General features: G+C 50.7%; 20 protein-coding genes. All 20 read right to left on the reverse strand.

Annotation, left to right across the window (positions count from 1 at the left end):
* Nucleotides 1-22: 22 nt before the first annotated feature.
* The 20 genes from FF011L_RS24155 to FF011L_RS24255 all read right to left on the reverse strand — a co-directional run bounded on the left by FF011L_RS24155 (nt 23) and on the right by FF011L_RS24255 (nt 25919).
* Nucleotides 23-1180, reverse strand: a complete 1158-nt coding sequence (locus FF011L_RS24155; RefSeq protein WP_145354504.1) for a glycosyltransferase family 4 protein — start codon at nt 1178-1180, stop codon at nt 23-25.
* 593 nt (nt 1181-1773) lie between these two features.
* The gene (locus FF011L_RS24160; protein ID WP_145354505.1) at nt 1774-2727 is read right to left on the reverse strand and encodes a glycosyltransferase family 2 protein; all 954 of its coding nucleotides are present in this window, start codon (nt 2725-2727) and stop codon (nt 1774-1776) included.
* Nucleotides 2728-2795: 68 nt separating this feature from the next.
* Nucleotides 2796-3716 (reverse strand): glycosyltransferase family 2 protein, encoded by a 921-nt coding sequence (locus FF011L_RS24165; protein WP_145354506.1) that lies wholly within the window; start codon nt 3714-3716, stop codon nt 2796-2798.
* Between the two features lie 62 nt (nt 3717-3778).
* The gene (locus FF011L_RS24170; protein ID WP_145354507.1) at nt 3779-4942 is read right to left on the reverse strand and encodes a glycosyltransferase; all 1164 of its coding nucleotides are present in this window, start codon (nt 4940-4942) and stop codon (nt 3779-3781) included.
* A gap of 115 nt (nt 4943-5057) precedes the next feature.
* Nucleotides 5058-5750 (reverse strand): class I SAM-dependent methyltransferase, encoded by a 693-nt coding sequence (locus FF011L_RS24175; protein WP_218932854.1) that lies wholly within the window; start codon nt 5748-5750, stop codon nt 5058-5060.
* Nucleotides 5751-5823: 73 nt separating this feature from the next.
* Nucleotides 5824-7074: a glycosyltransferase family 4 protein gene (locus tag FF011L_RS24180; protein WP_218932855.1), complete on the reverse strand. Its 1251-nt coding sequence runs from the start codon at nt 7072-7074 to the stop codon at nt 5824-5826.
* 44 nt (nt 7075-7118) lie between these two features.
* Nucleotides 7119-8441 carry a glycosyltransferase gene (locus tag FF011L_RS24185; RefSeq protein WP_145354510.1) on the reverse strand — a complete coding sequence of 441 codons (1323 nt, stop codon included), beginning with the start codon at nt 8439-8441 and terminating at the stop codon, nt 7119-7121.
* A gap of 1711 nt (nt 8442-10152) precedes the next feature.
* Nucleotides 10153-11172: an N-acetylneuraminate synthase family protein gene (locus tag FF011L_RS24195; protein ID WP_145354512.1), complete on the reverse strand. Its 1020-nt coding sequence runs from the start codon at nt 11170-11172 to the stop codon at nt 10153-10155.
* 38 nt (nt 11173-11210) lie between these two features.
* Nucleotides 11211-11834: an acyltransferase gene (locus FF011L_RS24200; protein WP_145354513.1), complete on the reverse strand. Its 624-nt coding sequence runs from the start codon at nt 11832-11834 to the stop codon at nt 11211-11213.
* A 9-nt stretch (nt 11835-11843) separates the two neighbouring features.
* Nucleotides 11844-13235: a glycosyltransferase family 2 protein gene (locus tag FF011L_RS24205; protein ID WP_145354514.1), complete on the reverse strand. Its 1392-nt coding sequence runs from the start codon at nt 13233-13235 to the stop codon at nt 11844-11846.
* Nucleotides 13232-13816 (reverse strand): acyltransferase, encoded by a 585-nt coding sequence (locus FF011L_RS27150; RefSeq protein WP_315851696.1) that lies wholly within the window; start codon nt 13814-13816, stop codon nt 13232-13234. The genes FF011L_RS24205 and FF011L_RS27150 overlap by 4 nt, the downstream gene beginning before the upstream one ends.
* A complete protein-coding gene (locus FF011L_RS24215; protein WP_145354516.1) occupies nt 13806-14495 on the reverse strand; it encodes a cytidylyltransferase domain-containing protein in 690 nt (229 codons plus the stop codon). Before FF011L_RS24215 ends, FF011L_RS27150 begins: the two co-directional genes overlap by 11 nt.
* Nucleotides 14496-14502: 7 nt before the next feature.
* The gene (locus tag FF011L_RS24220; RefSeq protein WP_145354517.1) at nt 14503-15741 is read right to left on the reverse strand and encodes an ABC transporter ATP-binding protein; all 1239 of its coding nucleotides are present in this window, start codon (nt 15739-15741) and stop codon (nt 14503-14505) included.
* Nucleotides 15742-15744: 3 nt separating this feature from the next.
* Nucleotides 15745-16635 carry an ABC transporter permease gene (locus FF011L_RS24225; protein ID WP_145354518.1) on the reverse strand — a complete coding sequence of 297 codons (891 nt, stop codon included), beginning with the start codon at nt 16633-16635 and terminating at the stop codon, nt 15745-15747.
* A gap of 122 nt (nt 16636-16757) precedes the next feature.
* A complete protein-coding gene (locus tag FF011L_RS24230) occupies nt 16758-18647 on the reverse strand; it encodes a carbamoyltransferase family protein (protein WP_145354519.1) in 1890 nt (629 codons plus the stop codon).
* Nucleotides 18628-19614 carry a polysaccharide deacetylase family protein gene (locus FF011L_RS24235; RefSeq protein WP_145354520.1) on the reverse strand — a complete coding sequence of 329 codons (987 nt, stop codon included), beginning with the start codon at nt 19612-19614 and terminating at the stop codon, nt 18628-18630. Before FF011L_RS24235 ends, FF011L_RS24230 begins: the two co-directional genes overlap by 20 nt.
* Before the next feature lie 162 nt (nt 19615-19776).
* Nucleotides 19777-20358: an acyltransferase gene (locus tag FF011L_RS24240; protein ID WP_145354521.1), complete on the reverse strand. Its 582-nt coding sequence runs from the start codon at nt 20356-20358 to the stop codon at nt 19777-19779.
* A 1034-nt stretch (nt 20359-21392) separates the two neighbouring features.
* Complete coding sequence (locus tag FF011L_RS24245) at nt 21393-22544, reverse strand: glycosyltransferase (RefSeq protein ID WP_145354522.1); 1152 nt, start codon at nt 22542-22544, stop codon at nt 21393-21395.
* A 390-nt stretch (nt 22545-22934) separates the two neighbouring features.
* Nucleotides 22935-24194: a TIGR03087 family PEP-CTERM/XrtA system glycosyltransferase gene (locus tag FF011L_RS24250; protein ID WP_145354523.1), complete on the reverse strand. Its 1260-nt coding sequence runs from the start codon at nt 24192-24194 to the stop codon at nt 22935-22937.
* Nucleotides 24195-25070: 876 nt separating this feature from the next.
* Nucleotides 25071-25919, reverse strand: a complete 849-nt coding sequence (locus FF011L_RS24255) for an XrtA system polysaccharide deacetylase (RefSeq protein WP_218932856.1) — start codon at nt 25917-25919, stop codon at nt 25071-25073.
* Nucleotides 25920-26383 lie beyond the last annotated feature (464 nt).

The raw sequence follows: 26383 nt of genomic DNA on the forward strand, positions 1-26383 counted from the left end.
CCTTTCAATACAAAAAAGCCCCCTATACATTGCCCACTGAACTGAACAACTTGCTGGCTTGCCCCCCTAAAGTCGCCCAATCAAAACCGTCCACCGCGTGTTGCCGCCCTCTTTCGCCGATCAACTTTCTCGTGTCTTCATCAGCCAACTTTTGCTTCAAGACCTGAACCAGCTCATCAGGTGTCTTACAATCCACTAAATAGCCAGTTTTACCAGGCACTAACGTGTCACGCGTTCCACCACTACTACCAGCAACGACTGGTTTGCCGCACGCTTGCGCTTCCAGCAAAACAATTCCAAACCCTTCCGCATCGCGTCCAATCTCTCGGTTGGCCAACACAAAGACGTCGCATCCTTGAAAACAAGCGAGCAGTTCCACATCATCGACCTCCCCTAGAAATTCCACATGCGAGGAAACACCTAACTCCCTGACGATCGCTTCCAACCTAGACCTCTCCTCCCCCTCACCCGCAATTAAGTACAACAACTGTGGAAAACGAGGAAGCAATCTAGGAATCGCTCGAATAACGGTGTCGTGCCCTTTCCGCTGCTGCAACCGCCCAACCGTTAATATCACAAAACGATCTTTCCATCTCGACTGCTTACTAGAATCGTCCGCAGGGCGGAAATAAGTCGTGTCCACTCCGGGATGCATCACCTGAATCCGCGACGGATCGATTCCCCACTCATTTTGCAGCATCCCAGCGGTGAAGTGCGAATTAGCGATCAACATTTCCGCACCGCCCAGCACAGGCTGAGTGATAAATTTCAATTCCCGGCTAGTTGTTGCCACTGCAACATCTTCGCCATGCACGTAGCACAAGTACGGAATGCGATAACGTTTACGAATTGCCCATGCTACCACTCCTTCAGAGAGAGGCCGAGCAGCGTGGAGAATACCTACATTGTATTGCCTCGCAATCTTTCCTACATCACGAATCTGTCGAGCGTAGGAACAGAGACTACTGAACGACCGAATACCTCGGAATCTCATTGAAAGGTTGCGTCGCAAAACAGGCTGTGGATACGACAATTCCGAATCACCCTCCCGTAGCGACTCTCCTGCAACAATGACATATTGCCCCTTAGCCTGACGCCTATAAATTTCAAACAGCCATTTCCCACTTCCGCCGGTTTGGGGAGGGAAAACCTCGCTCAGGACCAATGCCTTGCAACTCATTCTATCACTTCCTTAAATACCCCGATCGATAACGGAATGGTTAAAAAAAAACATCGCTACCTCGCAATCACATACATTAACCAGAAATGCAAGGCAAACAGAATTCCTTCAGGCGGCGAAGACCATAGCGTCGAGCGGGAAATAGGTGCCGCCTTTCGCTCCGCGAAAGTTCGAAAAAACTCAGCTTTCACGGAGCGAAAGACGACTATAAAAACCGCTCGACCCTTGCCGCATATCTGTTAGGCATGCTCTAACAAACCTCGATAGACGACAAGACCACTCATCACCCGCATTCCACCAACCGGTCGGAACACTCCACAATCGGCCAATCGAATAACCTGGCTGCCTTCACGCAGCTAGGAAACGGATCCGAACAGACTCAGGCGATCACCGTGGCGAGAAAGGAACCGGTTACGCTAACTGCTCCTCCGGACAAGGAATACGCGGACACGTACTCCCAAAAACAAAGCGAACTGCAAGATACGAAAGTAGATCGCCAGACACCTGAGAAATTGAGAAGGGAAAAACATGCATTGGCTCTGCAGATGGCAATACCTGCATCTGCGAAAATTAAAACCAAGACAAAGAATTGATCACGACTTGCGTTGCCCTAATTTCCAAGCTTTAGCCAGAAGCACTTTAGTCCTTAACTTCCAATCCCAATCGCCTGCTTGCACATATGGCAGTACATCCAACATCGATTCAAAATCTCGAATCTCGAACAAACTATGCAACAATGCTGCAGCACGACGCTCACACTCCTTCCTTGTGGGCTCTAAAAAGCGGGCTGGAACAAAGTTACGGAGGAACAGGTCTCTTAAGATCCACCAATCACCGTAAGCGACACGAGGATAATTCGCAGAAAAATTATTTCCATCTCGATAAATCGTAACTTTAGTCTCTGCCGCGCCTACAACTTGTGTGCGGGACGCCAGACGCTTCGTCAAATGAGCGTCTTCAGCGGGCATCCGAGCAACACGATCATCAATTCCTCCGATCTCTTCGTAAACGGTCCGCTTGAATGCCATACAAGACTGAAACACCGGACTGAACTCCAGCAGTGGCAAATAGGCATCCATTCCCAAATTAATCGCAAACCCATCGTCTGTAAGATACGCCCGCCACGAAGCCGGTGCACCCATCAGCTTATCCGCCAGCTCAATCGATCCTCCCTCACGACATATTCGGAAATTAGAGAACAGCAAACCAGCGGAAGTGAATCGATTACGCAATTGCTGCAACGTTTCAATAAAAGAAAGATCCCACTCATCGTCACTATCAAGCGGACAGACCCACTCAGCACTTGTTGCCTCAATCCCCAACTTCCTGGCCGCGGCGGGTCCACTGTTCTCGATGCGCAAGACCTTTATTTTCGATGAGAATTGACGCGCAACTTCAGCCGTCTGATCGTCCGATCCATCATCGACGACCACAACCTCAGATGGTACGTGAGGCTGCGCAAATACGGATTGAAGCGCGCGAGGCAAGACCAGCTCTCGATTGTAGGCCGGAACAACCACTGCGTAATCAAATTTAGCACTCCTCATCCACTGCCTCCCTTCCCATTGCAACCGAGGTACTGCTGGCAACAAACATCTCAGCCCACCTTACTCGTCTATCGCCCCAGACTTTCAGAAACACCCCACCAGAGCCGTCGCGGCAACCCGGGCCAAAGACCGTAACATAGCCCAGTTCGCAAAATTCGCATGAGTAGTGGCCAGTTACCCCTTCGCACCAACAACGGAGCGACCGCCGGCCAATCGTTCCGCACTCTTTGCCGCCATGCCTCCAAAGAGACACCACCGTCGCTACGCAACTTAGAATAAACTTCCGCTGCAGACGCCAATGCGTAAGCTCGCTGGATCGTTGCTCCGTATGTCGCCGAAATCCCAGCCCCCCCTTCTTGATAAAAGGCAGTGACACTCGCCACATAAACAAAGGGTCCACATACTGCCATCCTCATCTGCAAATCATAGTCATTTGCGGCTGCGTAAAATTGGCGGTCACGGATCTGCTTCAACAACAGCGATCGATAACTGACCAAATTCATTGCTGAAGCCAAGGGCCATCCTTGAGTCAACATACGCTGCAACGCATCTTGGACAACAAAATACTCACCTTGCTTGAGGTCAGCAAACCCAGGTGCAACACGCGGCTCGGTCAATTTCATGTCCCAAGTCATCCCGTATGCAAGAACACATTCCGGATTCTGCAACAATGCATCGACTAGATCCGCTATACGATTGGGAGGCATTGGAGGATCATCTGCATCCGCAAACGCAACTAGATCGCAATCGGATGCTTCAACGCCCCGATATCGCGCCACCGCTGCACCTCGATTACCCTGCCGAATCACCCGCACTTCCGCACCGAAAGACCCAAGGGCCTCGACGGAACCATCCGTTGAACCGTCATCCACCACAACAATCTGATCCGGAGGGCGAGTCTGCCGCAGCGCAGACTGCACCGTACCCAGCAGTGCCTGCCCTGCGTTGTAAGTAGGAATGACCAGCGAAACGGCTTGCTCGTCGTTCATAAAATCGTCACGAATTCGCAGACATCAACACGCAGGAAATACAACTCACCATTCCTTGAAAGCTAAACCGAAGCATCACTTAAAAAAGTCCCAGCAATCTCGTCCTGAACTTCAACAAGGTCCTCCCCATTGGCCGCCGCCTCCAAAACACGCTGCAGTCGAGCAATACTTTGATGCATAGTAAAACGGCCAGCGACGCGAACACGAGCTTGCCGCCCGAGTCGACCGGCTAACTCTGGATCGCTCAAAACTCGCTCCATCGACTCCGCCATCTGATCGACGTCCCCTTCATCACAGAGAAGCCCGGTTTCGTTATCAACAACCACATCTGGAATACCCGCATGCCTTGTGGCAACAACGGGCAAACCGGACATCCCTGCCTCCAAAACAGCAACTGGAGTTCCCTCGCTGTCGCCATTGGATGCGACAACCGAATGTTGAACAAAAGCACGAACCGAATGCATTTCCCGCTGCACAACGTTGTGCGACTGTGCACCAAGAAATCGAACCGAACTCTGCAACCCCATCGCCTGAACAAGTCGCTGGCACACCGGGAGCAAGGGCCCATCGCCAATGAAGGTAAGCTGTGCATCCGCAACCTGCTGTTTCGCGCGGCTGAATGCGAGCAGTGTAAGATAGGGAGCCTTCTTCTCAACAAAACGCCCCACTGCGAGCAAGTGAGGAGGTGCATCGCCAGGCGCTGCGCGAGAAAATTTTGTAGGATCAACGCCGTAAGGTGAATAGATCAACTTCTCCTGCGGGCACCCAAGTTCCAGCAAGCGTTCATGCATGGCCCACGAGACGGCAATCACCACCGCGGATTCCGAGAAGACGCCTTTATAGAAATTAGCATCAAATTCGGTGGAACTTGCGTCATAGCCATGAAAATGGGTCACCAGCGGAACACTCAGGCGGTGACACGCCGAGGTAACTTTCGCGGCGACCGATCCATATTCTGCGAGAACTACATCGGCGCGTCCATTCTGGATACCGCGGACTACTCCATCTTCAATTTCCTTGGTCCACGGGGCGCGTTGCACCACCCTCTTTATTTTTCGCCAACCTCGCGGAACAAGACGCTGCGACAGGGCCACCTTACCATCAAGGGCAGGCCGTCCATTCAAAAAATGAACGACACCGGTAACTTCTCGCAAATGTTCCGCATGCGCCGCAATAAAAGTTTCGGAGACCGCACCAACAGATGGTTGGATAATAACAATATTCACTGATTTAAACTAGCGTTTGCATGGAACTACAACCCGGCAAATGTTAAACCATCGGTTTATACATCTCTGCCCTATCAAATTATCACGCAGGCCAACGCGTGATGTCTCCCCCTGACTAAACGCTGCTCGCGACCAGAACATACACACAAGCATCTTTATCTCGCCACTCCTTCGAACATTTTTTATCTGCACGCTCAATCCTTCGCTGCATCGACCACAAGAAAGCCTTACGCAATTTTGCAGGTACTGAAGTGATCGTCGCATCTTGCCAAAGTTGGAGTGCGGTAGAAGCGGGTCCCATCATACCTTCGAAATCGAGGATCTCGTATCCAGCTTCAGAAACCACCTTCCTTAACCCATCGCAAGTCCATCGCCAGTAATCCGTCGGATCAGGGTGATATTTCCAAACACCATGAGTAGAAAGAAATAGCTTGCCTCCCGGCTTCAGCACGCGTTTCGCTTCAGCGAGATAGCTAACGGGATCGATGACATGCTCTAAAACTTGCGAAGATAAGACATAATCAACGGATTTCGCTTCAACCTGCATACGGCCCAGCTCATCTATAAGACCATCTGCTAGATCATTTCCTGCCAAATCGAACCCTCTATATTTTTTCACATGGGGCTCAAAAATCGGCCGATACGGCATATTGCCACAACCGAAGTCAATCAAATCGCCAGATCCTTGATCAACGTGATTAAGCGCAAATCGCTCGTACAAAAGACGTAAACAGGTCAAATGCCAATAAAGCCTATGTGAGCGAGAGGGGTAAAGCCGCTCTCCCCGATGCCCCACAGGATTACTCATACCATTTTCCATTACGCAATCAACTTCAGAATAGATTTAAACGAAATCGTTTTCGCCAAGCGTTTATACAACGCTAGCGAACCCCGATCATAGACGCGAACTTTGAAAGCCAGCGTTGACGACCACCACCTACCACAATCCTCTTATCCTCAGGCCCCAATTTTTCATATGCGTCTGGAAGCACAAATGTCTTCGGTGCCACAAATCGGTCCTTAAATTCCCCCCTGTCCGTCCATAGCTTGCGAAACAATCGCTCCCACCTATCAGCCGATTCCGCAAGCGAGAAGCCTGCCTTAATGTGCTTAATCGCGTTATGCGATAATCGCTTACGAAACTCTATATCATCAGCCAAACGCTGCACTGCCGCCATGAAGGACTCGTTCCGATCATTCACCAAGATACCAGTCTCCCCATCCACCACTAACTCTCGCAATCCGCCTTCAATATTCAAACACAAGGGAACCAAACCGACGGCCATTGAATCCATTACCGCGCCCGGAACCCCCTCGTAATCCGACAGTAGCACGAAGACATTTCCCCACCGCATCTCATCCTGCACGCTATCTGGCTCAACAAACCCAGTGAAATGAACTCGACCACCTAGCCCAGCTTTCTTAAAAAGCGTCTCAACGTCCTGTCGCTTGCTACCATCACCGATAAATTTAACCTCAGCATCACTCCTATGCTGCAAAACCGCACGCAGGGCTTTGGCCAAATCCATAACCCTCTTCTGGTTGTCTTCCATCCGCCCCGCAAACACAAATCGCAACGGCCCGAGTGGGTCAGCCGTTAGGGCGGGAACCTCCACTCCGTGACAAATATCCACAACATGCGTGCGGTCAGGCCGCCAACCTCGAACGATGTCTCCCAACTCTCGCCCCATGCAGAACATCCCGGAGACAGCCCACTCATCTTGAAATTTACAGAAACGTTCCGCCATTCCCCAATTAAAATCATCATCGCTTAGATGCCCCACAATCGTAGGACGACCCGAATCACGAAAATACCGCCCTGCATAGCAACCTGCGACCGAAATATTGGGGACATAAAGATCCGGCTGTGCGTCCTCCAACGCATCAAGAACAAACCGAGTGCGAGCCTGCACCAGCGGCTCGTACTCTTTTGCAATTACCTTGATACCATTCGAGACAAGGAATTCATCTGAAGCCAGAGTACCGCGGAACAGCACGATGGCTGTAACATCGTACCCACGGCGCTTCAACTCAGGCAACAACCGCAAAGCGTTAATGCGCGGACCTGCACAATAACCAGGCCAATCATAGAATGTGTATGCAATATGCATTTGCTCTATATTTTCTCGCAATTTATTACACAAACAACAAAACAGACAATTCTAAGGTATCAGCACTAGATCAAAGAACAATCTTGAACAAGATCAATCAAAAATTCGCGAAATCGCAAAGACCTAAACTCGGGAACATTCGACGAATGCCGATTGTTTGCGTTTGACAAAATCGACTCAACATCGTTCCAAGCCAAATCGACACTTTGCTTTACAGTTAAATGCTCTAGGCGAATATCCTTATCCCCTGCCAGTTGAATTACGGGAATTCCATTAAACAAGGCCTCTACCAGAACCGACGAAGCCGTTCCCACAACAATACGACTATTCGCCAGATCGTTTTCCAATGTGTCTTTTCTAAGAATCACATCGAAATCGCAGAAAAAATCGGCAACGACACTCAAATATTTCTCTGAAGGATGAACCCGCAACTTAACCAACCATCCGTGGTCGCAAAACATTCTTAAGACATGGGACATTTCTGAATGATAAATCTCTCGCTCGCGTACAGACATTCTTGAAATGGGATTAACCAAGACTAGCGCCTGCCTAAATCGAGGGAGTGGACATCTGCACACAAGCGATTTTGGAAAACCAAAACTCACAACCCGGCAACGATCACTGGGTAGCCCAAAGCATCTTATGCGACTCGCAAGCTGGTCGGACCACACGACCTCGACAGACGCTATCACTGGAGAAACCGAGATCAAATTGGGACACTGCGTGTAACCGTGGGCAACTTCAACCACCGGAATGCCACATTGCTCGGCGGCAGCACAGATAATTCGACCAGCGACATGATGTGCGTCATGCACAACAAGCAAAGCAATCTTTTCCTGCGACAAGAAATTGCGAACAGAAAAAACATTTTTGCGAACTGCGCGGTTGAACTGCAACATGAATCGCTCATTCTTCAGCAATGAACTAAACTCTTCATGAGTTGAAATCCTCCCCAGCAGAGAGAACGCCGTCCCTTTTGTGGCAACCTCCTGAAGGGAAAGTGTCACGCCCAGTGGCAAGGAACATTCAGTAAAACGCTCTAATCCTTCTTCGTCCAAAAAATCAACAACCTCCGTTTCTATTACTGGCGTCCTCGACAACGCTACTTGATAACGCAGTTTGTTCTTAGCGAAAAACCTATTCGACACCTTCCAAACCAACCAACGACCCATTTTTTTCAATTGAGATCTCAACCGAAAATCAGCGTAATTGTTCCTTAGCACTTGATTGACATGCGGTGCACCAGAAAGCGACATACGCACTTCGTTCTCAAGTGCAAGAACTGCATAAGGAAAACGCGTCTTCCTCTCCTGGAAAAACCCACGTACTTCCTGGTCAAAAATGACCGAGCACTCAAATGGATCAATCATAGATCCGTCTTTTCGCATTCTTCACTCTCTAAGCAGTATTTAGAGCACAAATTAATATAAGTTACGGCGAGTCCCGAAAAACACGTGATTGCATAAAAAACAGATGCCAGATTCCGAGGCGGTGGCAACGCCGAAAAACAAACTCAAAAGAAATTCGCCCACAAGAAATGCAATGAAACTCCGTACTCCGGTCACCTTCCGCATCCATCGCAATCTCGACTATCCAGCTAGCCAAAAACGACATCAATACAACAAAAAGTCGCATGCATCTTTCCGCAAATCAATCACAAAAAACCGACAACCAGCGACAGCGCCAAGTTGCAATCACATCTCACTTCTGCGCCACCAACCTTGGAATGTCCTACCGCACATCGAGCACCATCGATTTATACAAACAATCCACGAAAAGAAAACAGTATCGTGCCCACGCAAACCCACGCTTCTCATCTCGCCTGGCAACCAAACTTACCGCATGGTTACTTCATGGAAACCACGCGACAATATCACTCAGACGCCTGCTTTTCAGGAAAACCAGTGCTCTAACCGACGCGTCCCCCTTCCCGCCGAACTGGAACGGGAAGTGCGATGGTTAACCAAGTTCGGGACGAAGTCGCGAAGAACACCCATACCATTCGTCGCACCACCTTGCAAGAATGCAATTACGACCGTAATTAAAATCCACACCCAAACTCCGATGCATGCGATCGACTTCCCAGTGCTTGTAAAACGACGTAGAAAAACCGCAAACAATTGCCTGCCGCCCTTACACAGTAACGTACTGTCGCGATTTGCTTACCGCCATTAATGACTTTAGGAATGGCCCGACCGATCCACTGGACGCCAAACGGTTTTTCACAAATCCAAGAAAGCTCACGTGAACAGGAAAGACGAAATAACTTCGCCCTCAAAGCTGGCAGCAATGCACTTATAGCTTCCATTGAAACGCAAGCCTTGACCAACCAACATCTTGATATATCCACCCCAAAGGACACCAAGAAGTTTTTAATGCCTATTTCTCACACCAAAAAGGCAGCCCCTCAACTACTACAATACCTTGCAATAGATTTCACACAAATAAGCGATATGATCACACTACGAAGATCCATCATTTTGAGCTCCTGAGGAAACGCTGCATATTAACTTGACGCTCGAACCTACAGTGTACAGTGACCCGACCAAGCACGATGCCGTTGCCCAACCACAGTAAATACGCAATGCACCCAACTTCTCGGCATCAGTCCGTCAACATGAGCGAAGATCGAGCGACCAGCGCTACGCTCACTAAAGAGCCGACCGACGTAACCGCTCAGGCCTGCTGGAAGTTAGCAGGCCTGAGCAAGGACAGAATTCGGCCGACAGTGCCATGCGATAGCACGGCGTGAGGAACATGAATGACCTTCACCCACCAGCTCCTATCTTTACCCAACCACCGAATGCCGCTTGAATAACCACCACAGAAACCACTAAAGCCACAAACTTAAAAAAACGCGACCAAAGCGTGCGGGCTGGATACACATGCCTTTTAAAAACGCAAAGTGTTAGCACCTGCCTGCGAAACATCAACAAAGCCGCCCAGGGAAAAACATTCAACCTGCCTTAACAAACCTTTTCATTGACGCTCCTCCCTCACGCCGAACACCCGCGAACACCTATACCCGAATTTTAAAGCCATGACCGTGGTGGCCTTTTCCATCACCACACCAGGAAACATAAGTATAAGTCTTCACCTCTACTTAAAATCGCCCCAATCTAAAGGCTCGTAGGCGACTAGATCTCGAGACGCAACCTTTCCAACTACTTTAAAGTACTCCGACGCTGAAATCCCACGTAACGGGCGTAGCGTAGTCAAAAGATCTTCCGAGACAACAGTCCCTGCAAGACAATCCCGCCGAAGATAAACAGCCCTACGAAACTCAGCGATGCGATCCGATGTTTCTACCTCAAACACCGGCACCTTAACTGCCCTGCCCAACATCTCCTGACGCCGACGTAGATAAACAACAAAATCGTTGAGTTCTTCTTTAGTGTGGGCAAAATGATGATCACGAAAATCACGGCTATTGTCATCGGTAAAATGAGTCTCGATAACTCTCGCTCCGCGTTCTACCGCAACCTTAACCGCTACATTACCCAGAGTGTGATCACTGTACCCAACCACAACCTGAGGCGGCAACGCTGCTGCCAACGCATCAATCGCTGCTAAATTGGCGTACTCGTCTCGTGGGTCACCATACATAGCCACACAATGCATTACACACAGACCTCCACTCTCCACAATCGCAGGATTGACGTCACGAACAAATGCGACCGCTGCGAGGACCTCCTCCATGTCAGCCATCGCAGTCGCAATACAGATCGGCTTACCAGTTTCGGCCATAGGCTTGAGCAAGCGATAGTTCGTGAGATCACCTGAACCAATTTTGTGAACCGCAATCAGAGGATCCAAAAACCTGAACGCCCCCATGTCCCACACGGAAGCCATAAAGTCAACTTCAACCTCAACGCACATCTCAGCAAGCTCACGATACTGCTCGAGCGACAACGTGAACTTGCCAAAATGCTGATGCCGCTCCGGATCCTGCAACTTATTCACAATTTTGTCAGGACTATACGCCTGGAACTTCACAGCGTCTGCACCAGCTTCTGCAGCATCCAGCAACAATTTTCTCGCAAAATCCATGTCTCCTTCGTGGTTACCACCAATCTCAGCTATAACATAAGGACGATCAATTTCAAGAAAAGAATTCATATTGCAAAAATTTCGCTATCTGAAAGTGAAAAAAACAATTAGCGATTTCTCAAAACGCGAGCAGGAACACCTGCAACGACATCAAAAGCACTAACATTTTTAGTTACAACAGCATTACTACCAACAACCCCACCTTGCTCAATCCGAATTCCCGGCAGAACGGTCGAGTGGGCACCAATCCAGACATCCTCACCAATAAAAATTGGCGAATGGCTATAGCCCTGATCCTGTATATTTGCATTTCGCTCATGCCGATGCATACTTGTCTGCAGATACACGAAGCCGGACACCAGCGAACCCGAACCAACCGTAATTGAATCACCACCGTTCAAGACAGAATAGAAACCAACTCGAACTCGCTTCCCCAACCGAACCATACTCGCATTCCCCGCGATAATGCGCACGCCGCGATCGAGCCGGACATCATCATCAATAATCACATGAGCATTTCCAAAAGCCCGAATCTCAACATCACGTCGAATCTCAACCCTATCTCCAATCTCAATTTTTCCACCGTCTCGAACCAATAACTTTACGCCCCTCTCGCATTTCAGCTTCTTACCAATGGAAAAGCATTTACCGCGTAAAAGAATTCGCAGCATCAATCCGCGCGAATGTGCAAGCCTGTCACACGTGGCTATAAACAGACGGTAGAAAATCATTTCCTTGCCCTACAATTCCTTAAGGAGATGCAACTGCATCGCAAGCTCGACTATCGGAAGATCTGCCATTGCCTTTATTTGATAATTAAATTCTCGCGGCATTACTATATGCCCTAGCCGCCCCTTATACAGGTCTTCACAACTCACGAAATCCCTCCACATCGCATGAACAGCACCATTACCTACATAGAGAGACTCTCGCTCATAACGCAATTTAGAAATCATCCCTGGATTCAACGGCACCAAGCCATTTTCACCATGAACGAAATGCAGCTCTATGTCTTCACAAGTGCTAACGACATTTTCAACGTCATACAACAAAAGAGTATCGACAGCCTTCTGAATATGCTCATGAGTCCTCAAAGGAGAATGCACACTCAAAGCGACAACAATATCCGGAAAGATTTGATGCGCCATCTCTAAGCGAGAAACAGCAGAAGAAACAATCTCTGAGAGTCTCGACCTTGGTCCAGACAAATCTGGGTCTCGCACTTCAGCAAGAACACCTTCCTTGCCACTACAATGATCTACAACGTCGTCATCATCAGTGTACACGTAAATCTTTTCGAACAACCTTGACTCGACTGCTGCATCCAGCGTGTGATCAATCAAAGGCTTGCCGCCCACGTTTTGCAAAACTATGCCCGGAAGATCTCTGTATGAATTTTTCGCGGGCACAACAGCAACAGACCTAGGCCGTACTGCTCCCTCTAGCCTTGCAGCCAACACTCTTTTAATCTTTTGTCGAGACTCAAGCATCTTCCGCTGATCACGCGACATCGACTCGCTGTGCTGCCGATAATAAAAAAGAGGCGTCGACACATTCGCGACACCAAAACGATGAAGCACTTTAATCCAAAGCTCGTGACCATCCTGTGAATCATGCTGCACATCATACCCCCCCACACTTTTCAATATACGGCGCCGCACCATCGTGCATGCACCATGAGCGGGCAAATCGAGCACTTTCGCTTCGACCCCCACTTTCTTTCTTTGCTCAACACCGAGGACCTCACCGTTTTCACCTACGTATATCCAATTCGGATACACCAAACCAACACTTTCGTTTCCATCCAAAAAAGCAGCTAAAACTAACAATGCATTTTCATCAAAATAATCATCAGCATCAAGCCGTATTACATACTCTCCACATGCGGACTGAAGAACCTCATTCGCACTAGATCTTAATCCGACTGGCACCGAGTGCCGAATGAAATGCAGATTTTCATTTCCCGCAACATACTTCCTGGCAATTTGTTCAGTATTGTCAGTTGAGCCGTCGTCAACAATCCAAAGCTCCCACGAACATAACGTTTGCGCAATCACGCTTTCGATAGCCTGAGCGAGAAAACGACCGTAATTATGAGAGGTGATATATACCGTCACTTTTTTACGATTCATGACCGCCCCTCCATTCGTTCACCAACAACTTTTGCGGGACTACCCGAAACAATCGCATAATCCGGAACATCACTAGACACTACAGCACCAGCGGAAACTACGGCCCCCTCACCGATTGAGACTCCTTTTAACACGACGGCGCCAACACCAATCCAAACATCGTCCGCGACTGCGATAGGGGCAGCAGACATTGGCTGCTCGCGTATAATTTGACCACGCCTAATTCCGTGATTCGCGTCGACAAAATAGCAAAAAGGTGCGATCAAACAGTTTTTGCCGATACTAATCTGAGATGTAGCAAACAAATAAGTTTGATACCCCACAGTTGTCCAGTCACCTATCTCGATTTCTGCGTTTTCATGTGCAGGACAAATACGCACTCCTTCTTTCAATATGACATTGTTTCCCAACCGAACCCTTTCAGGATGACGCCACACACTAACATCTTGCTCGACAAAGACTCCTGCACCAAAAGCCCCTAAACGACGCAGCAACCTCCACTGGTGATACCGCTGCAGAAAACTTCTGCTCTGATATTTCCTAACGCCGCTCTCTCGACGCACAACATTTTTACTGTCCACAACTATGGCTAAGCTTCACGAGTTCCTCGACTGTATAACTCCAATGAGGACGTGTCATCACAGAAAGCATTCGTGACACCTTCGCGAAGTCAATTCCATCATCGACGGCGAATCGAATCGCCGAATAGTCCACCGCAGATTTAATATTCTCTATTTGAAATTCGGCCGAATTACGATAAAGATACTGCGTAACATGCTCCCTATCACTCGGGATGCCAGGGCGACTAAGTACACACTCAATCGCTTTCCTAGAAACCAATTCAACTGACTGCCCCACTGGAAAACTACGCGGGAAAATATTCGAAACCAAATCTACCTGTGTCGATCGGTAACGCTCTGCAGCCAGTGAAAACAATTCAAGCGGCACAAACGGACTATCTCCGTTTACACGAAAAGCTGCATCAGCCCCCGATCGCTTAACCGCCATGAGAAAACGAGTCGCTACGTCCTCCAATGGCCCCTGGACAACCGAAACGCTACTCTCCTTGGCAAAATCGACCAGCGGAAAATCTGAAGCTGTATCACTAGTCGCTAAGAAAACCTCTCCGATTGCCTCTGATTGACGAAGTGTATCCAACAGATACGCCAAAAGCGGCCTACCAGCCACTTGCCGCAATCCCTTTCCGGGCAACCTTACTGAAGTCATTCTTGCAAGAACAACAGCGGGAAACTTTTTCATATCACACTCACACGGAAAGTGGCGACACCTTAAAACACTTGGCGAGCGGTAAGTACGGTGCACTATTTAACGGGCGAGCCCCCGACAAAACCTCAAAGTTTCCGCCTGCGCTTATACTCACCGGCCTATCAATCGTTTTGCGACGACCAATCACCAAACTCCATGAGTACACTCCGTCGTGCAAATGCAATGGTTCTACAGAGAACAAGATCTCTTGAGTCCCTTCAAGCAACTCAAACTCTATTCCATTTCTTGTGCTACTCCAGCACATGACGGGCCTTTGCGAAACATCAAAAGCGGTAAAAAACATTTCTGCACCTGCAAAAACATCTTGTGTATTTAACAAAACTCGCACCTTCAACTCTCCACCATACTCGACAACACTAGACTCTAAAATTACCTCTGCAGAACTAACCGGGTACTGCAGTGATTTCGCATCCTTACTGCTCACTGAGCACCCCTGATGATCTTGAGCGACTGCCCTGTTGTATGCCTCAACTCCGACAGACACTTCACCAAACAACTCAAATCGCCCCTTTTGCATTACCCCAACTGAGTTTGCACATTGCGATATATTCTCCATCGAATGGGACACAAGAATCACTGCAGCGTTGGACATTAGACTGGAGATCTTTTTATAACAACGATTTCGGAACCCCACATCTCCCACCGCCAATACTTCATCAAGAATCAACACATCCGGGTGCATCAGTATAACTGCAGTGGAAAACCCCAATCTCACCTGCATTCCGGAACTATAATTTTTCACCGGCGTGTCAATAAAATCTCGCAAGCCGGCAAACTCAACGATCTCGTCCAAACGATTGCTAGTTTCACGCTTAGACATTCCCAATATTGAACCATTCACATAGACATTCTCTCGGCCAGTTAAGACAGGATTAAATCCTGCACCGAGCGCAATAAGTGCGCCTACGCGTCCTCGCATTTGAATTACACCAACATCCGGCTTAATCAAGCCATTTAGCATTTTCAACAGTGTTGTCTTGCCAGCCCCATTCCCTCCTATCAGACCTAAACACTGTCCGCGTTTTACTTCGAAAGTAATTCCTTGGTTTGCCCAGAACTCTCCCTCTCTTAAAGACACACTCGTCGAATCACTTATACTTGCACCACCAACTAAATCTTTCGCAGAGTCCTTTACTCCATACCAAAGACTTTTTTTAAGATCCCGACAGAATTTTTTACTGACGTTTTCAGCACGAACCAAAATATCTTTATCACTCATTGCTTACATCCCCATCCGAGCGACTAAGTGAGGCATCACAACCCTCAGGCTTAACAAACATACGAATATCACTAAGCAACAGCATGGCAATACTGCCAACATCGCCCGCAGGTGCTCCATCCCTCCGGACACCAACTGCTCTCGTGCACTCATCAAAATTGGAGACACCGGATTCCAAGCAATAACCGCGGATGCCGCCCCCTCCGATGGAGGCGGATACACCACCGGTGCCATGTACATCAGAAACCCCAAGATGACCGGAACCGCTTGCTGGATGTCGCCATACAAACTACCAAGAGGTACCAATAGCAATCCGCAAGCGGTTCCCAGCACCATCAGCGATAGGATCGTGATCGGCAAGAAGACAATTTCCCACGGTGGCACAACCTGAAAAAAGAAAAAGACGGGAATTAGGGTTACTGCGTAAATCAAAAACTCGAAGATCGCACGCGCCGTCCCGGCCGCGATAAATGCCTCCGGCGGGACCTTCAACTTCATAAACACCGGTTTCCCAGCGTTAAATGACACCAATGGACTTTGAACTAATTTGATAAAGGTTTGCCAAAACGTGCTGCCGATGATCACAAACAACGGATAAGGCATCCCGGTGTCGGTTATCTCAATGACTTTTTGACCGTTCAAGAACATCCACACCGCGGTGGTCATCACGGGTGGCAGAAACAGCCAGACGTAACCCAGCAAGCTCTGGCGAAATTGGGCTTTGAGATCGCGCTGAAACAGAATCCAGATCAGCTCACGACTACGCCACAAATCTCCAAACACCTCGCGTACCAACTTGCCGGGATTGGCGAGCGGCGATTCGGGAGAGTAGACAACAACAGGCAGTTCACTTGCCTGCGACGTGTATTCAATTGAAGTTGGCTGTTCGGTCATTGAAATTAATAAAGGGTTGCGATTCGCATTCCCAGATTGGTAGCGATGCTAGACTTCTGTTTATCTGTTGATTTGGAACCGCTGCAGAAGATACCTCCGCATCGTCTCTCAAAAAGCGAAAATTAGCTTTCGACACCGATGGAGGCGTCTGCTGACAGAGCGAGACGATCACGCCGCTTTGGGTGCGGCACCAAGCAAGTCCCGATCGCTAGATAGTCAATATTCCCCAGCATAAATGCGCGAACCGCGTCCGCTGGCGAACCGACAATCGGTTCTTCATGCATATTAAAGCTTGTATTGATCAAGACAGGAATTCCTGTCAGTGATTTGTAGTGTGTAAGAATGCCATGAAAACTGGGATTGGATTCAGCGGTAACCAACTGTGGACGCGCGGTCCCGTCGACATGGACCGCTGCAGGACTGTGCTGTTTCATTGCTTCAGTGCAATCAAACGTAACTGTCATGAACTCGGAGGTTTTCGCACACCCTGGCCCCATATTAACAAAGAGGCTCGGTGCATCTTCGGCGAGCACGGAGGGTGCGAACGGCATGAATTCCGTTCTTCCCAACTGGTCATTTAACCATTGATTCACTGCGGGATCTTTGGCGGGATACAAGATCGACCGATTCCCCAGTGCGCGTGGCCCATATTCCATGCGTCCGTTAAATCTCGCGACGATCCCATCATCCGCCAAGACTTCAGCAACCCGTCGTTCCAAATCGGCTCCACAATCCTCAAACGTCAAGCTTTCCGCTTCTAGCGCGGAGCGGATTTCCTTATCGCTATAATCGGGCCCCAAGTAAGCATTTGGCAAAGGGCTACTTTGCGGCATCTGATCCTCAAAAGCAAGCATCGCGGCCCCCGATCCGCAACCGCCGTCGCCCATATTTGGATAGATAAAAACGCTTTCGACTTCATCGATCTCAAAAATACGTTGGTTCAATTTGACGTTGGCGTGAACGCCACCCGACATCACGACACGCTTCAGACCTGTTTTCTTCAGCCAATAGCTGGCACTCTGACAGGCGACATATTCCAGGACACTTTGATACGCAGCCGCAATATCCCGTTTGGAAAAGTGCAACGCCATTGCACGGGTGATTAGATAGTTCTGCGCACCAAGGATTTTAATATCTCCTTGTTCACATTCAAAGCGACTTTTCAATAGATCCGAAAGCAGCTCCGGACGCCCATAAGCGGCCAACCCCACAATTTTTCCCTCGTGCCGACTCGGGCGAAAGCCTAGTGCGCTTGTAACCTGTTCGTAAAAGATCCCAAGCGAATACGGAAACCGGTAGCGATGCAAATTGGTAATTCCACTAGCACCCGCACGATAGACCCCTCCACAACAACCGGAACCATACCCATCCAAAACCAGGCAGAGTGCATCGTCAAACCCTGAGGCATAAAAAGCGTTCGCTGCATGGGTGTCGTGATGCTGAAACCGTTTCAACTTGTCCTTCAGGCCGTAAGCATCCAGCCCCTCTTCTAGCTCGTTTGACCATTTCCCGTGATCTGCGACGGCGGTTTGGACCCACTCACCGAAGTATTTGCCATGCGCAAAATGATCCAGTGCTGGCACTCGGGCAGTCGCTTCATAAACTGCACGCTTCCACCAAGTTTTAGGCGGCATGAACTCATCGGCCTTGGATTCCAATCCAGGGATCTTAATCTGTTCATCCAGTTCATAGTCTTTTGACCGCAGGGCACGGTAACGATCGGCTGACGCCCTTAGCTTCTTCGTTGACTGAAACGCCTTATCGTGTGCAGCGGCTTCATGAATCAGTCTTGCCTCTTCATTTCCGTCGAAAAATGCGTATGCAACGGTATCAATACTCTCCGGAGTCCAGCCAGTACGCTCGAGGCCCAGCTTCAAGGCTTGGTGCGGAAATCCACTTTGTAATTTCACCCGGCTCAACCGCTCTTCACCGCAAGCGAAAACGATCTGCCCATCTTCCATAAATGAAACAGAAGAATCCTTATCCAAAGGACTAATTCCTAGAACGCGCATCGTATTGGCTCTCCAATTTTTGGGCGACTTCTGTCACGGTAGCTGATTGAAATTCAGGCCATTGCCCCAATTGCTCTAACGAGGATGCCAAACGTCGATACAGTCGACTCAAGTCTGCGTCCGTTTTGGTATAGGCATTCAACCCAGGAACCAATGAAGAACTGTGCATGGTAAAATTGATGCAGGGCAACTGCTCACGGCGCAAAACAGGCAGTAAACGATTGGCAAATTCCCCCAAGGGATGCTCTAAATTCAACCAAATTCGCTTCACAAACAACCGCTCTGCGATCCCAATGCAGCGCAATTGCCGCAATGGAGCAAACTCACCCACTTGATAAAATTTTTGCCAAAATGACCACGGCTTTCGAGTATACGCAAGCGTCAGAGGAATCTCCCACATGCCAGCCGCACCTTCCTTGATCGACCGACGACGAGGCATCAAATTTCGATCACGAAAGTCGGGTGCTCCGTCATCCGGCCATGTCGTAAATGGCAAAATGGAGGCATCGGCGATGAAGCCGTGGGAGTGCAGATATTCTTGAATCCAGTCGCTTGTCGAATACCGCCCACCTCTAAAACTTGTTGGCTTCAGATCACAGGCATGAAACGCATCTAACACGCTGTCAAGTTTTGCAATTGCTTGATCACGAGGAAGATTCTGCAAAAAACTATTGCGAACCGACTCTTCTGCTTTGTCGGCGAGCGGTGGCGTATTCCACGAATGAATATGGAAGCCGATTTCAACGTTTGACCGAGAAGCCAACTGCCTGATGACTGCGGCAGCCTGCGGATTATCAAGCACTGCATGATTGACAAAATAAGTGACCTTAGCACCAAAACCGTCACAAGCTTCCTGAAATGCTGGCAGTGCCTTAATATTCTGAACCGAACGACTGTGCGTCGGATAGCCGGAAGACCAGTCCCACTCCTCTTCGGTGTCAACCGTAATTGTGTACTGAGTTGTCATCCCGCCCCCCCACTCGCTTCGCTCTTGTTTACTAGCCCACACATTCCAATTAACCCTTCGATCGATTCTCGAACCCAAGTTCTCTCGGCGCGCACTTCGTTCCTGTGGGTGACAGCCCCTCCTGAAGACAAAACCCAGGGGCTGACCAGCAAGCGTAGTTGCTCACTCGCGTGAGGCTAGTGGGCGAGCAGGATTTCCGACTACGATGACACGCGGTCCGGTTGGCTTCGTAACGATACTACCGGCTCCGACGACAGTCTGCTGTTGCACATCGGCCAAAACAATGCTGCCACCTCCGATCCAACTATCTCGTCCGACGGTAATTCGCTGTCGCTGGCCTGGCTGACTGCGAATCGACACGTCCAGCCGCTCGATCCCATGCGTCATGGGCCCACTGGGAATTTGGACTGCGGGACCTAACAAAACGTCTGCCTCCAGGGTAACTAGCCCTAAAATACAGCGAGGGCCGATGTAGACATGAGCGGCTAGACGGGTCTCCGCCTTGGAGATCAAAGCCCCGAAACCGACGATGACCGTGGGATGACATTCCGCCAATGTCCAGCGGTAAAAGGCCGTCCGCAGCCAATCGCCCGATGTGCCGGGCAACAGACTAACCCACTGGGAATGGGACTCCAGAGAGACATCCACTCCAACGAGGGGCGACCAAACTTTGTGACTGATTACCCACGGCAGGATCAGCAACATCGCGATAGAGCGGATCGCGGCGAGAATGAGAGATTTCATGACAAGGATTTTAGCTGTTTGCTTCTGTACGAAAAGACTCGACTAAGAGCAATGCTTGGGCGAAAGTCGTTGATATCGATTTTCGTTAAGTTGTGAGGTGCTCTGTTTCGCAGCATTCTCCGCCTCGGAGAGGCGGAGCTGCGAGAGGCGGAGCTGCGAGAGGCGGAGCTGCGGCTTGCGTCCGCCGGAGCTGCATCGCTGTCGCTCTTTGATCCGGCCTACTTCTTGCTTGGAGGGCGAGGGGAGCCAGATTTTCTTTACTTGTTCTTATCATGCAAGGCAAGCTGGCATGGGGCCGATCTCGCTTGGAGAGGGCAATCGGTCGTATGGAAACAGCACGTAGTAGAGTCTCTCCGAGACTCGTGCCTGCTGCATCCTCCGCATCGGAGAGGCGGAGCTGCGGGTTGCGTCCGCCGGAGCTGCATCGCTGTCGCTCTTTGATCCGGCCTACTTCTTGTTTGCAGGGCGAGGGGAGTCAGACCTTCTTTGCTTATTCTTTTCATGCCAGGAGAGCTGGCATGGGGCCGATCTCGCTTGGAGAGCGGCAATCGGTCGCATGGAAACAACACGTAGTAGATTCTCTCCGAGACTCGTGCTTGCTGCACTCTCCGCCTCGGAGAGGCGGAGCTACGAGTCGCGGAGCTGCGGCTTGCGTCCGCCGGAGCTGCATCGCTGTCGCTCTTTGATCCGGCCTACTTCTTGTTCGGAGGGCGAGGGAAGGCAGATTTTTTTTGCTTGTTCTTATCATGCTAGGCAAGCTGGCATGGGGCCGATCTCGCTTGGAGAGCGGCAATCGGTCGTATGGAAACAACACGTAGCAGAGTCTCTCCGAGACTCTGCTTGCTGCATTCTCCGCATCGGAGAGGCGGAGCTACGAGGCGCGGAGCTGCGGCTTGCGTCCGCCGGAGCTGCATCGCTGTCGCTCTTTGATCCGGCCTACTTCTTGTTTGGAGGGCGAGGGGAGCCAGATTTTCTTTTCCTACTGCTTTCACATCCCGAGCGAAAGACGACAAATTAATTTCCATCTCGGGATTTCACTTCGCCTTACTTGCCAGTTGGCTGTAAAGGTTGGCGTACTCTGCGATGACATCATCCAGTTCGAAATCCTGCAAAACCCGCTGGCGGGCGGCTTTACCCATTTTCTTCGCGGTTGCCGAATCGGTTAACAATTGCTCCAGTCGCTTTGCAATTTGCTGGTCATCGCCTCGCGGGGCCAAGTATCCGTGCTTCCCCTCGGTGACATGCTCCGCGTTGCCACCTACCGCGGTAAGCACTGCAGGGCATTCGCTTGCCATCGCTTCCAGCAGCGTTAACGATGCAGCTTCGCTGACGCTGGTGAGGGTAAAAACGTCGATCGCTCGCAAGATATCTCCAACATCCTTGCGGATCCCCCAGAATTCGACGCTGGACGCTACCCCAAGCTCTTCGGCAAATTGCTCACACGCCTTTCGCTCGGGGCCATCACCGACCAGCAGCAAACGGGCGGCCGGCAGTGCTTGCTGGACGTGCTGCCAGGCTCGCAGCAGAGTCCGATGATCTTTAACAGAATGGAACCTTGCGATGCAGGCTGCGTAGGGACGATCAAGATCCAATCCCAAACGCTCACGCAACGCATGTTGCTGTTCGGCATTACCTCGTCCCGGCAAAGTATCGATATCAACGCCGTTGACCAACGTGACGGCTCGGGGAAATCCTTCGACATGCTGTAACGCTTCGGTACTGAAATCGCAGCAAGCGGTGGTGATGTCAGCATATCGTTGCAACACCAATCGATTGATCCAGCGGCGTTTCGGAGAAACAATGTCGGGGTAATGACGCCCGTGTTCAGTAAACAGAACGCGTGCCTTACTGCGATAACGCAGGCGAGCCAGCGCTGTGTAAAAAAAGGGTGTGTATTGATGAGCATGCAGGACCTGGATTTTTCGATCAGCAACTTCGGCGGCCAACCGCTTTGCTACCGCCAAATCGAGGCCAGGCTTGCGATCCAAACAGACGACGGGAACACCCTCGGCCTGCAACCGCTCTCCTAGCTCCCCAATGGCATCCAAGCAAAAAACCGTTGGCTCGATTTGCCGTGCCAGCTTTTTGATAACTTGAGTCACCAGTACCTCGGCACCGGCAACCTGCATCACATGCATGACAAAGCCTACACGGACTGGAGAGCTATGCGTGTTGTCTGCAGTCATATCAAAGCGATGCGAGATTGAGCGGATGAAGATTGAGCGATCATGCTTGAGTTAACGGGAGAGCTTGATCGCGGTGTTGAATTGCGCGTATGAAGTGAAATTGCATGGTCCGGCGGCTGGGACTTGCGATTGAATGCGTGCAGGAGACGGATTAGTCGATTGCGATAGTCCAAGACTCTTGCGAACAGCTCTGGCGAGCGTTTGCTACAAGAGGCGAAAGTCAGGCTCGCCTCGCCCCCTCTCCCCCAAAACAAGCCATTGAATCGCAGTCAATTGGACCAGCTGATTAACCGATAATCCAACATCAAACCTGACTTAAGCAAGCGTGTCTTGCGTGCGAAGGGAGCCAGATTATCTTTGCTTATTCTTTTTACGCCCAGGCGAGCGCAGTTACGGTGAATTTGGATCTTGCGTGATTAGACTCTGCATTCCGCTGAGGGCAGCTTGCCACGTGTGCTTGGTGCAGACGCATTTGCGTGCTGCGTTTGCGATGCGACGGCGGTGCTGGGGGTCGGCACACACGGCCTGGATGCTTTGCTGCCATTGCTCGGGAGTGCTGGCGACCAACAAATCTTCTCCGCTGGTTGCTCCGATCCCTGTCGCTGCGGCGGGAGTTGCGATAACGGGCATCCCCATTGCCATCGCTTCCAAGACCTTGTTTTGGACTCCGCGTGCGATCTGCAGCGGTACAACAACAATATCGGCGTCGTAGATGGCAGGTCGGACGTCGGGGACCTGGCCGATGACCTTAATCCCCGGACGATCACCCAACTGCTTGATCGCTGCCCCGGGATGCTTGCCGACAATCGACAGCGTGGCTTCTGGATACTGCTGAATAACTTTTTCCCAGACGTTGTCGGCGAACCACGTGATGCCTTCGACGTTGGGCTGGTAATTCAACACACCGACAAAAACGAATCGTGGATCGGTCAGCGGAACACTCGATCGCTTCTGACGCTGTGCGTACAGGTCGGGCTGAGCCTGCTCGGTGAGCGGTGCGAAATAATCGACATCGACTCCGTTGGGGATCCCGTGGATCGGATAGTCCTGGGAATCAATTGTTTGCCTCAGCACATCGGCTTCAGCTTCGCTGACTAAAGTTACGGCAGCCGAGGTGCGGGCAGCATGGTGCTCCAAACGGCGTACGCGTCTGGCTTCGGTGCGGTATATGGCTCGCTTCCATGGGGAAGCGGACTGGGCGTACTGGAAGAATTTTTCGCTATCGACGTCGACTAGGTCGACGAATCTGCGGATGTGGGTCAGGCGGGATGAACTGGCGTATTTCAGCATGCTGCTGCAGTAAATCCAAAGCGCATCAAATTCTTCGGTCCGTGCCCACTTATTGATGACTCGCTTCAATTTCGGTGACCAAAAGAGACCTTCGGTTAACGATCGACCACGAGCGGCCGACATCCCGGCTCGCACCCAACGGGTTCGTGGCCCGACAGGGACGATTTCAAATTGGTAGCAGACGGAGCGGAGTTTTTCTTGCGTTTCCGGCGTTACCGGTTCGTCGGTTAGGCAGCCTAGCGAAACGCGATGAGTCTTGGCCAAATGCTGCAAGATGTTCCAGGCTCGGATTCGGTCGCCGCGGTCCGGCGGGTACGGGACCCGATGGGTGAGCATCAGGAGAGAAGGTTTGGTTGTCAAAGCTGTGGAACAAGTTTTTTTAGGTGACGACAGGGCTTGGGTTGGTAAATAATAGCTTAGGTTATCGATCGTGGAGCGGCCGGATTGGCCAGTGTCGCCTTTTGCTAAGCAAAGGTAATGTTGATGGGCGGGTCTTTCACAGGGGACGTCGATTTAATTGTTGTGTAGGACGGATCGGCACGTAGTAGAGTCTCTCCGAGACTCGTGGTTGGCGAGCTCTCCGCCTCGGAGAGGCGGAGCTAAGAATCGCGAGGCCACGAGTTGTGTTGGTTAGATTGAAGTGCGGTAAAGACGAAGATCCTGTAAACGTTGAGTCGGGAGCGTCCGCCGGAGCTGTATCGCTATCGCTCTTTGATCCGGCCTACGTTCTGAGCTCTCCGCCTCGGAGAGGCGGGGCTACGAATCGGAGTGTTGGCTGGATTGAGGTGCAAGCGATTTGGTTGATGCTGCCTTTTGCTCTGGACGTTGATTTTATTAGGAATCGGCCCCATGCCAGCTTGCCTGGCATGAAGTAAAGATTTGAAGTCAGATCACGTGCTTTGAATCACTTCTGCTTCCGGTTCGCGTTGCCGCTTTCAGCGGCAACGCGAACCGGAAGCAAGACGCTGAAGGGGGACCGCTTCTAATTTCAAATCTTTCGTTCCTGTCGGGTAAACCGACGAGGGGACGCTGTGCTAGGAAATTTAGGTAGTCAATATTTGTTGCACCATCCAAGGCGAGCCCAACGGAAACAGGCGAGCTGTCGCAATCCTAACCCGCTGCGTAACGGCTTGTTGATTTAACGAAAGCGGAGAAAGATTGCTGCCTTTTGTTCCGCGAAAGTAACGTTGGTGGGCGTTCTCTCGCGGAGCGAAAGGCGACAAAAAAACTCACTCTTTAGGGAGCGCCGGACGGCTCTATGGCTTGCAGTGTTTGGTTTAGGGTGGCGAAGGGGACGGTGGTTAGTAGGTTGCGGAGTTTCTTTTCGGTCTTCTTTAGGCCTACGTAGTGACGGAGGCGACTTTTGGCTCCTACGTCTTTGACTCGCGGTTGATCGGGGTCGATCTCCCACGGGTGAATGTAGAACATTGCAGGACGCCCTTGCGACTGGACTCTTGAGATTGCGTGCTTTGTGACGGTTAAAGGGAAGAGTCTGAAATAACCGCCTCCGATCGGGACGTTGCCTGACCGGCTGGTCCAAAAGGATGGAGGGACTTCGGTGATCGGGCCGGCCGTCGTTTGTCGCTCGTGGATCTGAGGCAACGCGTCAGGGACTCCGTATCGATCGTGCCTGATTGGGAAAATGCTGCTGTCGACGGTGTACCCTTCCTCGACCAAGATATCGAGGGCCCACATCGATCGCTGCACGATTGAAAAACTGGGAGCCCGATAGGCGGTGACGGGAACGCCGCCGGTTTGCTGCAGAATGTCGCGACTGGTGCGGACGTCGGTGCGAAATTCATCGGGCGTGAGGTCGTAGACCAGTTGATGCCAGTATCCGTGCGAGGCTAGTTCGTGGCCGGCCGCGACAATCCTTTGCACAAGCTGGGGGTATCGCTCGGCAACCCAGCCGAGAACGAAAAAGGTACCCAAGACGTTGCAGTCGTCGAAGAGCTGTAACATCCGGTCGGTGTTTTTTTCGACGCGGCATTCTCTTGCGTCCCATGTCGATCGGTCGATGCGATGCTCGAATGCGGAGACTTGGAAGTAGTCTTCGACGTCGACGGTGAGGATATTAGGGAGCAAGGGTTTTGGGCGCGTGCGGTTGTTGCGTGGGGATGTTTTTGGGAGTGTGCTGATGCAGGGAGTGTAGCCTCCTTTTTCAGGAGACGGGAGTATGTCGCCATTCGCTCCGCGAAAGTTGTGTTTTGGCGGGCGTTCTTTCGCAGCGTAAGGCGACAAGCGCCAACAGGACCGAAGCCCGTTAGGCTAGGTGCTTGTGAACCCACGGCTCGGAGAGACGTGCGATTTATAAGTTGACGGTTTGGCAAGCCACGAGAACAGAGCAGTCTTCACTCTCCCCTGGGATGTGAAATCTATAAATGACGGAGAAGATCCGACCACCAAGTCCCCTTGTCGGCTCGTCCGACAGGAACGCAAGATTTGAAATTAGAGGTGGCTCACCCCCAGGTTATCGCATCCAGTTCGGATTGCCGCTTTCAGCGGCAATCCGAACTGGATGCGTTTTTTTGAGGCATGCGAACTAATTT

The sequence above is a fragment of the Roseimaritima multifibrata genome (assembly GCF_007741495.1).
Lineage (GTDB): Bacteria > Planctomycetota > Planctomycetia > Pirellulales > Pirellulaceae > Roseimaritima > Roseimaritima multifibrata.

Excerpts from the sequence above, each read along its gene's own strand:
- FF011L_RS24235 (WP_145354520.1), bottom strand. The coding sequence starts at position 19,614 with ATGACAACTCAGTACACAATTACGGTTGACACCGAAGAGGAGTGGGAC.
- FF011L_RS24200 (WP_145354513.1), bottom strand. The coding sequence starts at position 11,834 with ATGATTTTCTACCGTCTGTTTATAGCCACGTGTGACAGGCTTGCACAT.
- FF011L_RS24215 (WP_145354516.1), bottom strand. The coding sequence starts at position 14,495 with ATGAAAAAGTTTCCCGCTGTTGTTCTTGCAAGAATGACTTCAGTAAGG.
- FF011L_RS24185 (WP_145354510.1), bottom strand. The coding sequence starts at position 8,441 with ATGCGAAAAGACGGATCTATGATTGATCCATTTGAGTGCTCGGTCATT.
- FF011L_RS24240 (WP_145354521.1), bottom strand. The coding sequence starts at position 20,358 with ATGAAATCTCTCATTCTCGCCGCGATCCGCTCTATCGCGATGTTGCTG.
- FF011L_RS24160 (WP_145354505.1), bottom strand. The coding sequence starts at position 2,727 with ATGAGGAGTGCTAAATTTGATTACGCAGTGGTTGTTCCGGCCTACAAT.
- FF011L_RS24195 (WP_145354512.1), bottom strand. The coding sequence starts at position 11,172 with ATGAATTCTTTTCTTGAAATTGATCGTCCTTATGTTATAGCTGAGATT.
- FF011L_RS24175 (WP_218932854.1), bottom strand. The coding sequence starts at position 5,750 with ATGAGTAATCCTGTGGGGCATCGGGGAGAGCGGCTTTACCCCTCTCGC.
- FF011L_RS24220 (WP_145354517.1), bottom strand. The coding sequence starts at position 15,741 with ATGAGTGATAAAGATATTTTGGTTCGTGCTGAAAACGTCAGTAAAAAA.
- FF011L_RS24205 (WP_145354514.1), bottom strand. The coding sequence starts at position 13,235 with ATGAATCGTAAAAAAGTGACGGTATATATCACCTCTCATAATTACGGT.
- FF011L_RS24155 (WP_145354504.1), bottom strand. The coding sequence starts at position 1,180 with ATGAGTTGCAAGGCATTGGTCCTGAGCGAGGTTTTCCCTCCCCAAACC.
- FF011L_RS24165 (WP_145354506.1), bottom strand. The coding sequence starts at position 3,716 with ATGAACGACGAGCAAGCCGTTTCGCTGGTCATTCCTACTTACAACGCA.
- FF011L_RS24225 (WP_145354518.1), bottom strand. The coding sequence starts at position 16,635 with ATGACCGAACAGCCAACTTCAATTGAATACACGTCGCAGGCAAGTGAA.
- FF011L_RS24230 (WP_145354519.1), bottom strand. The coding sequence starts at position 18,647 with ATGCGCGTTCTAGGAATTAGTCCTTTGGATAAGGATTCTTCTGTTTCA.
- FF011L_RS24245 (WP_145354522.1), bottom strand. The coding sequence starts at position 22,544 with ATGACTGCAGACAACACGCATAGCTCTCCAGTCCGTGTAGGCTTTGTC.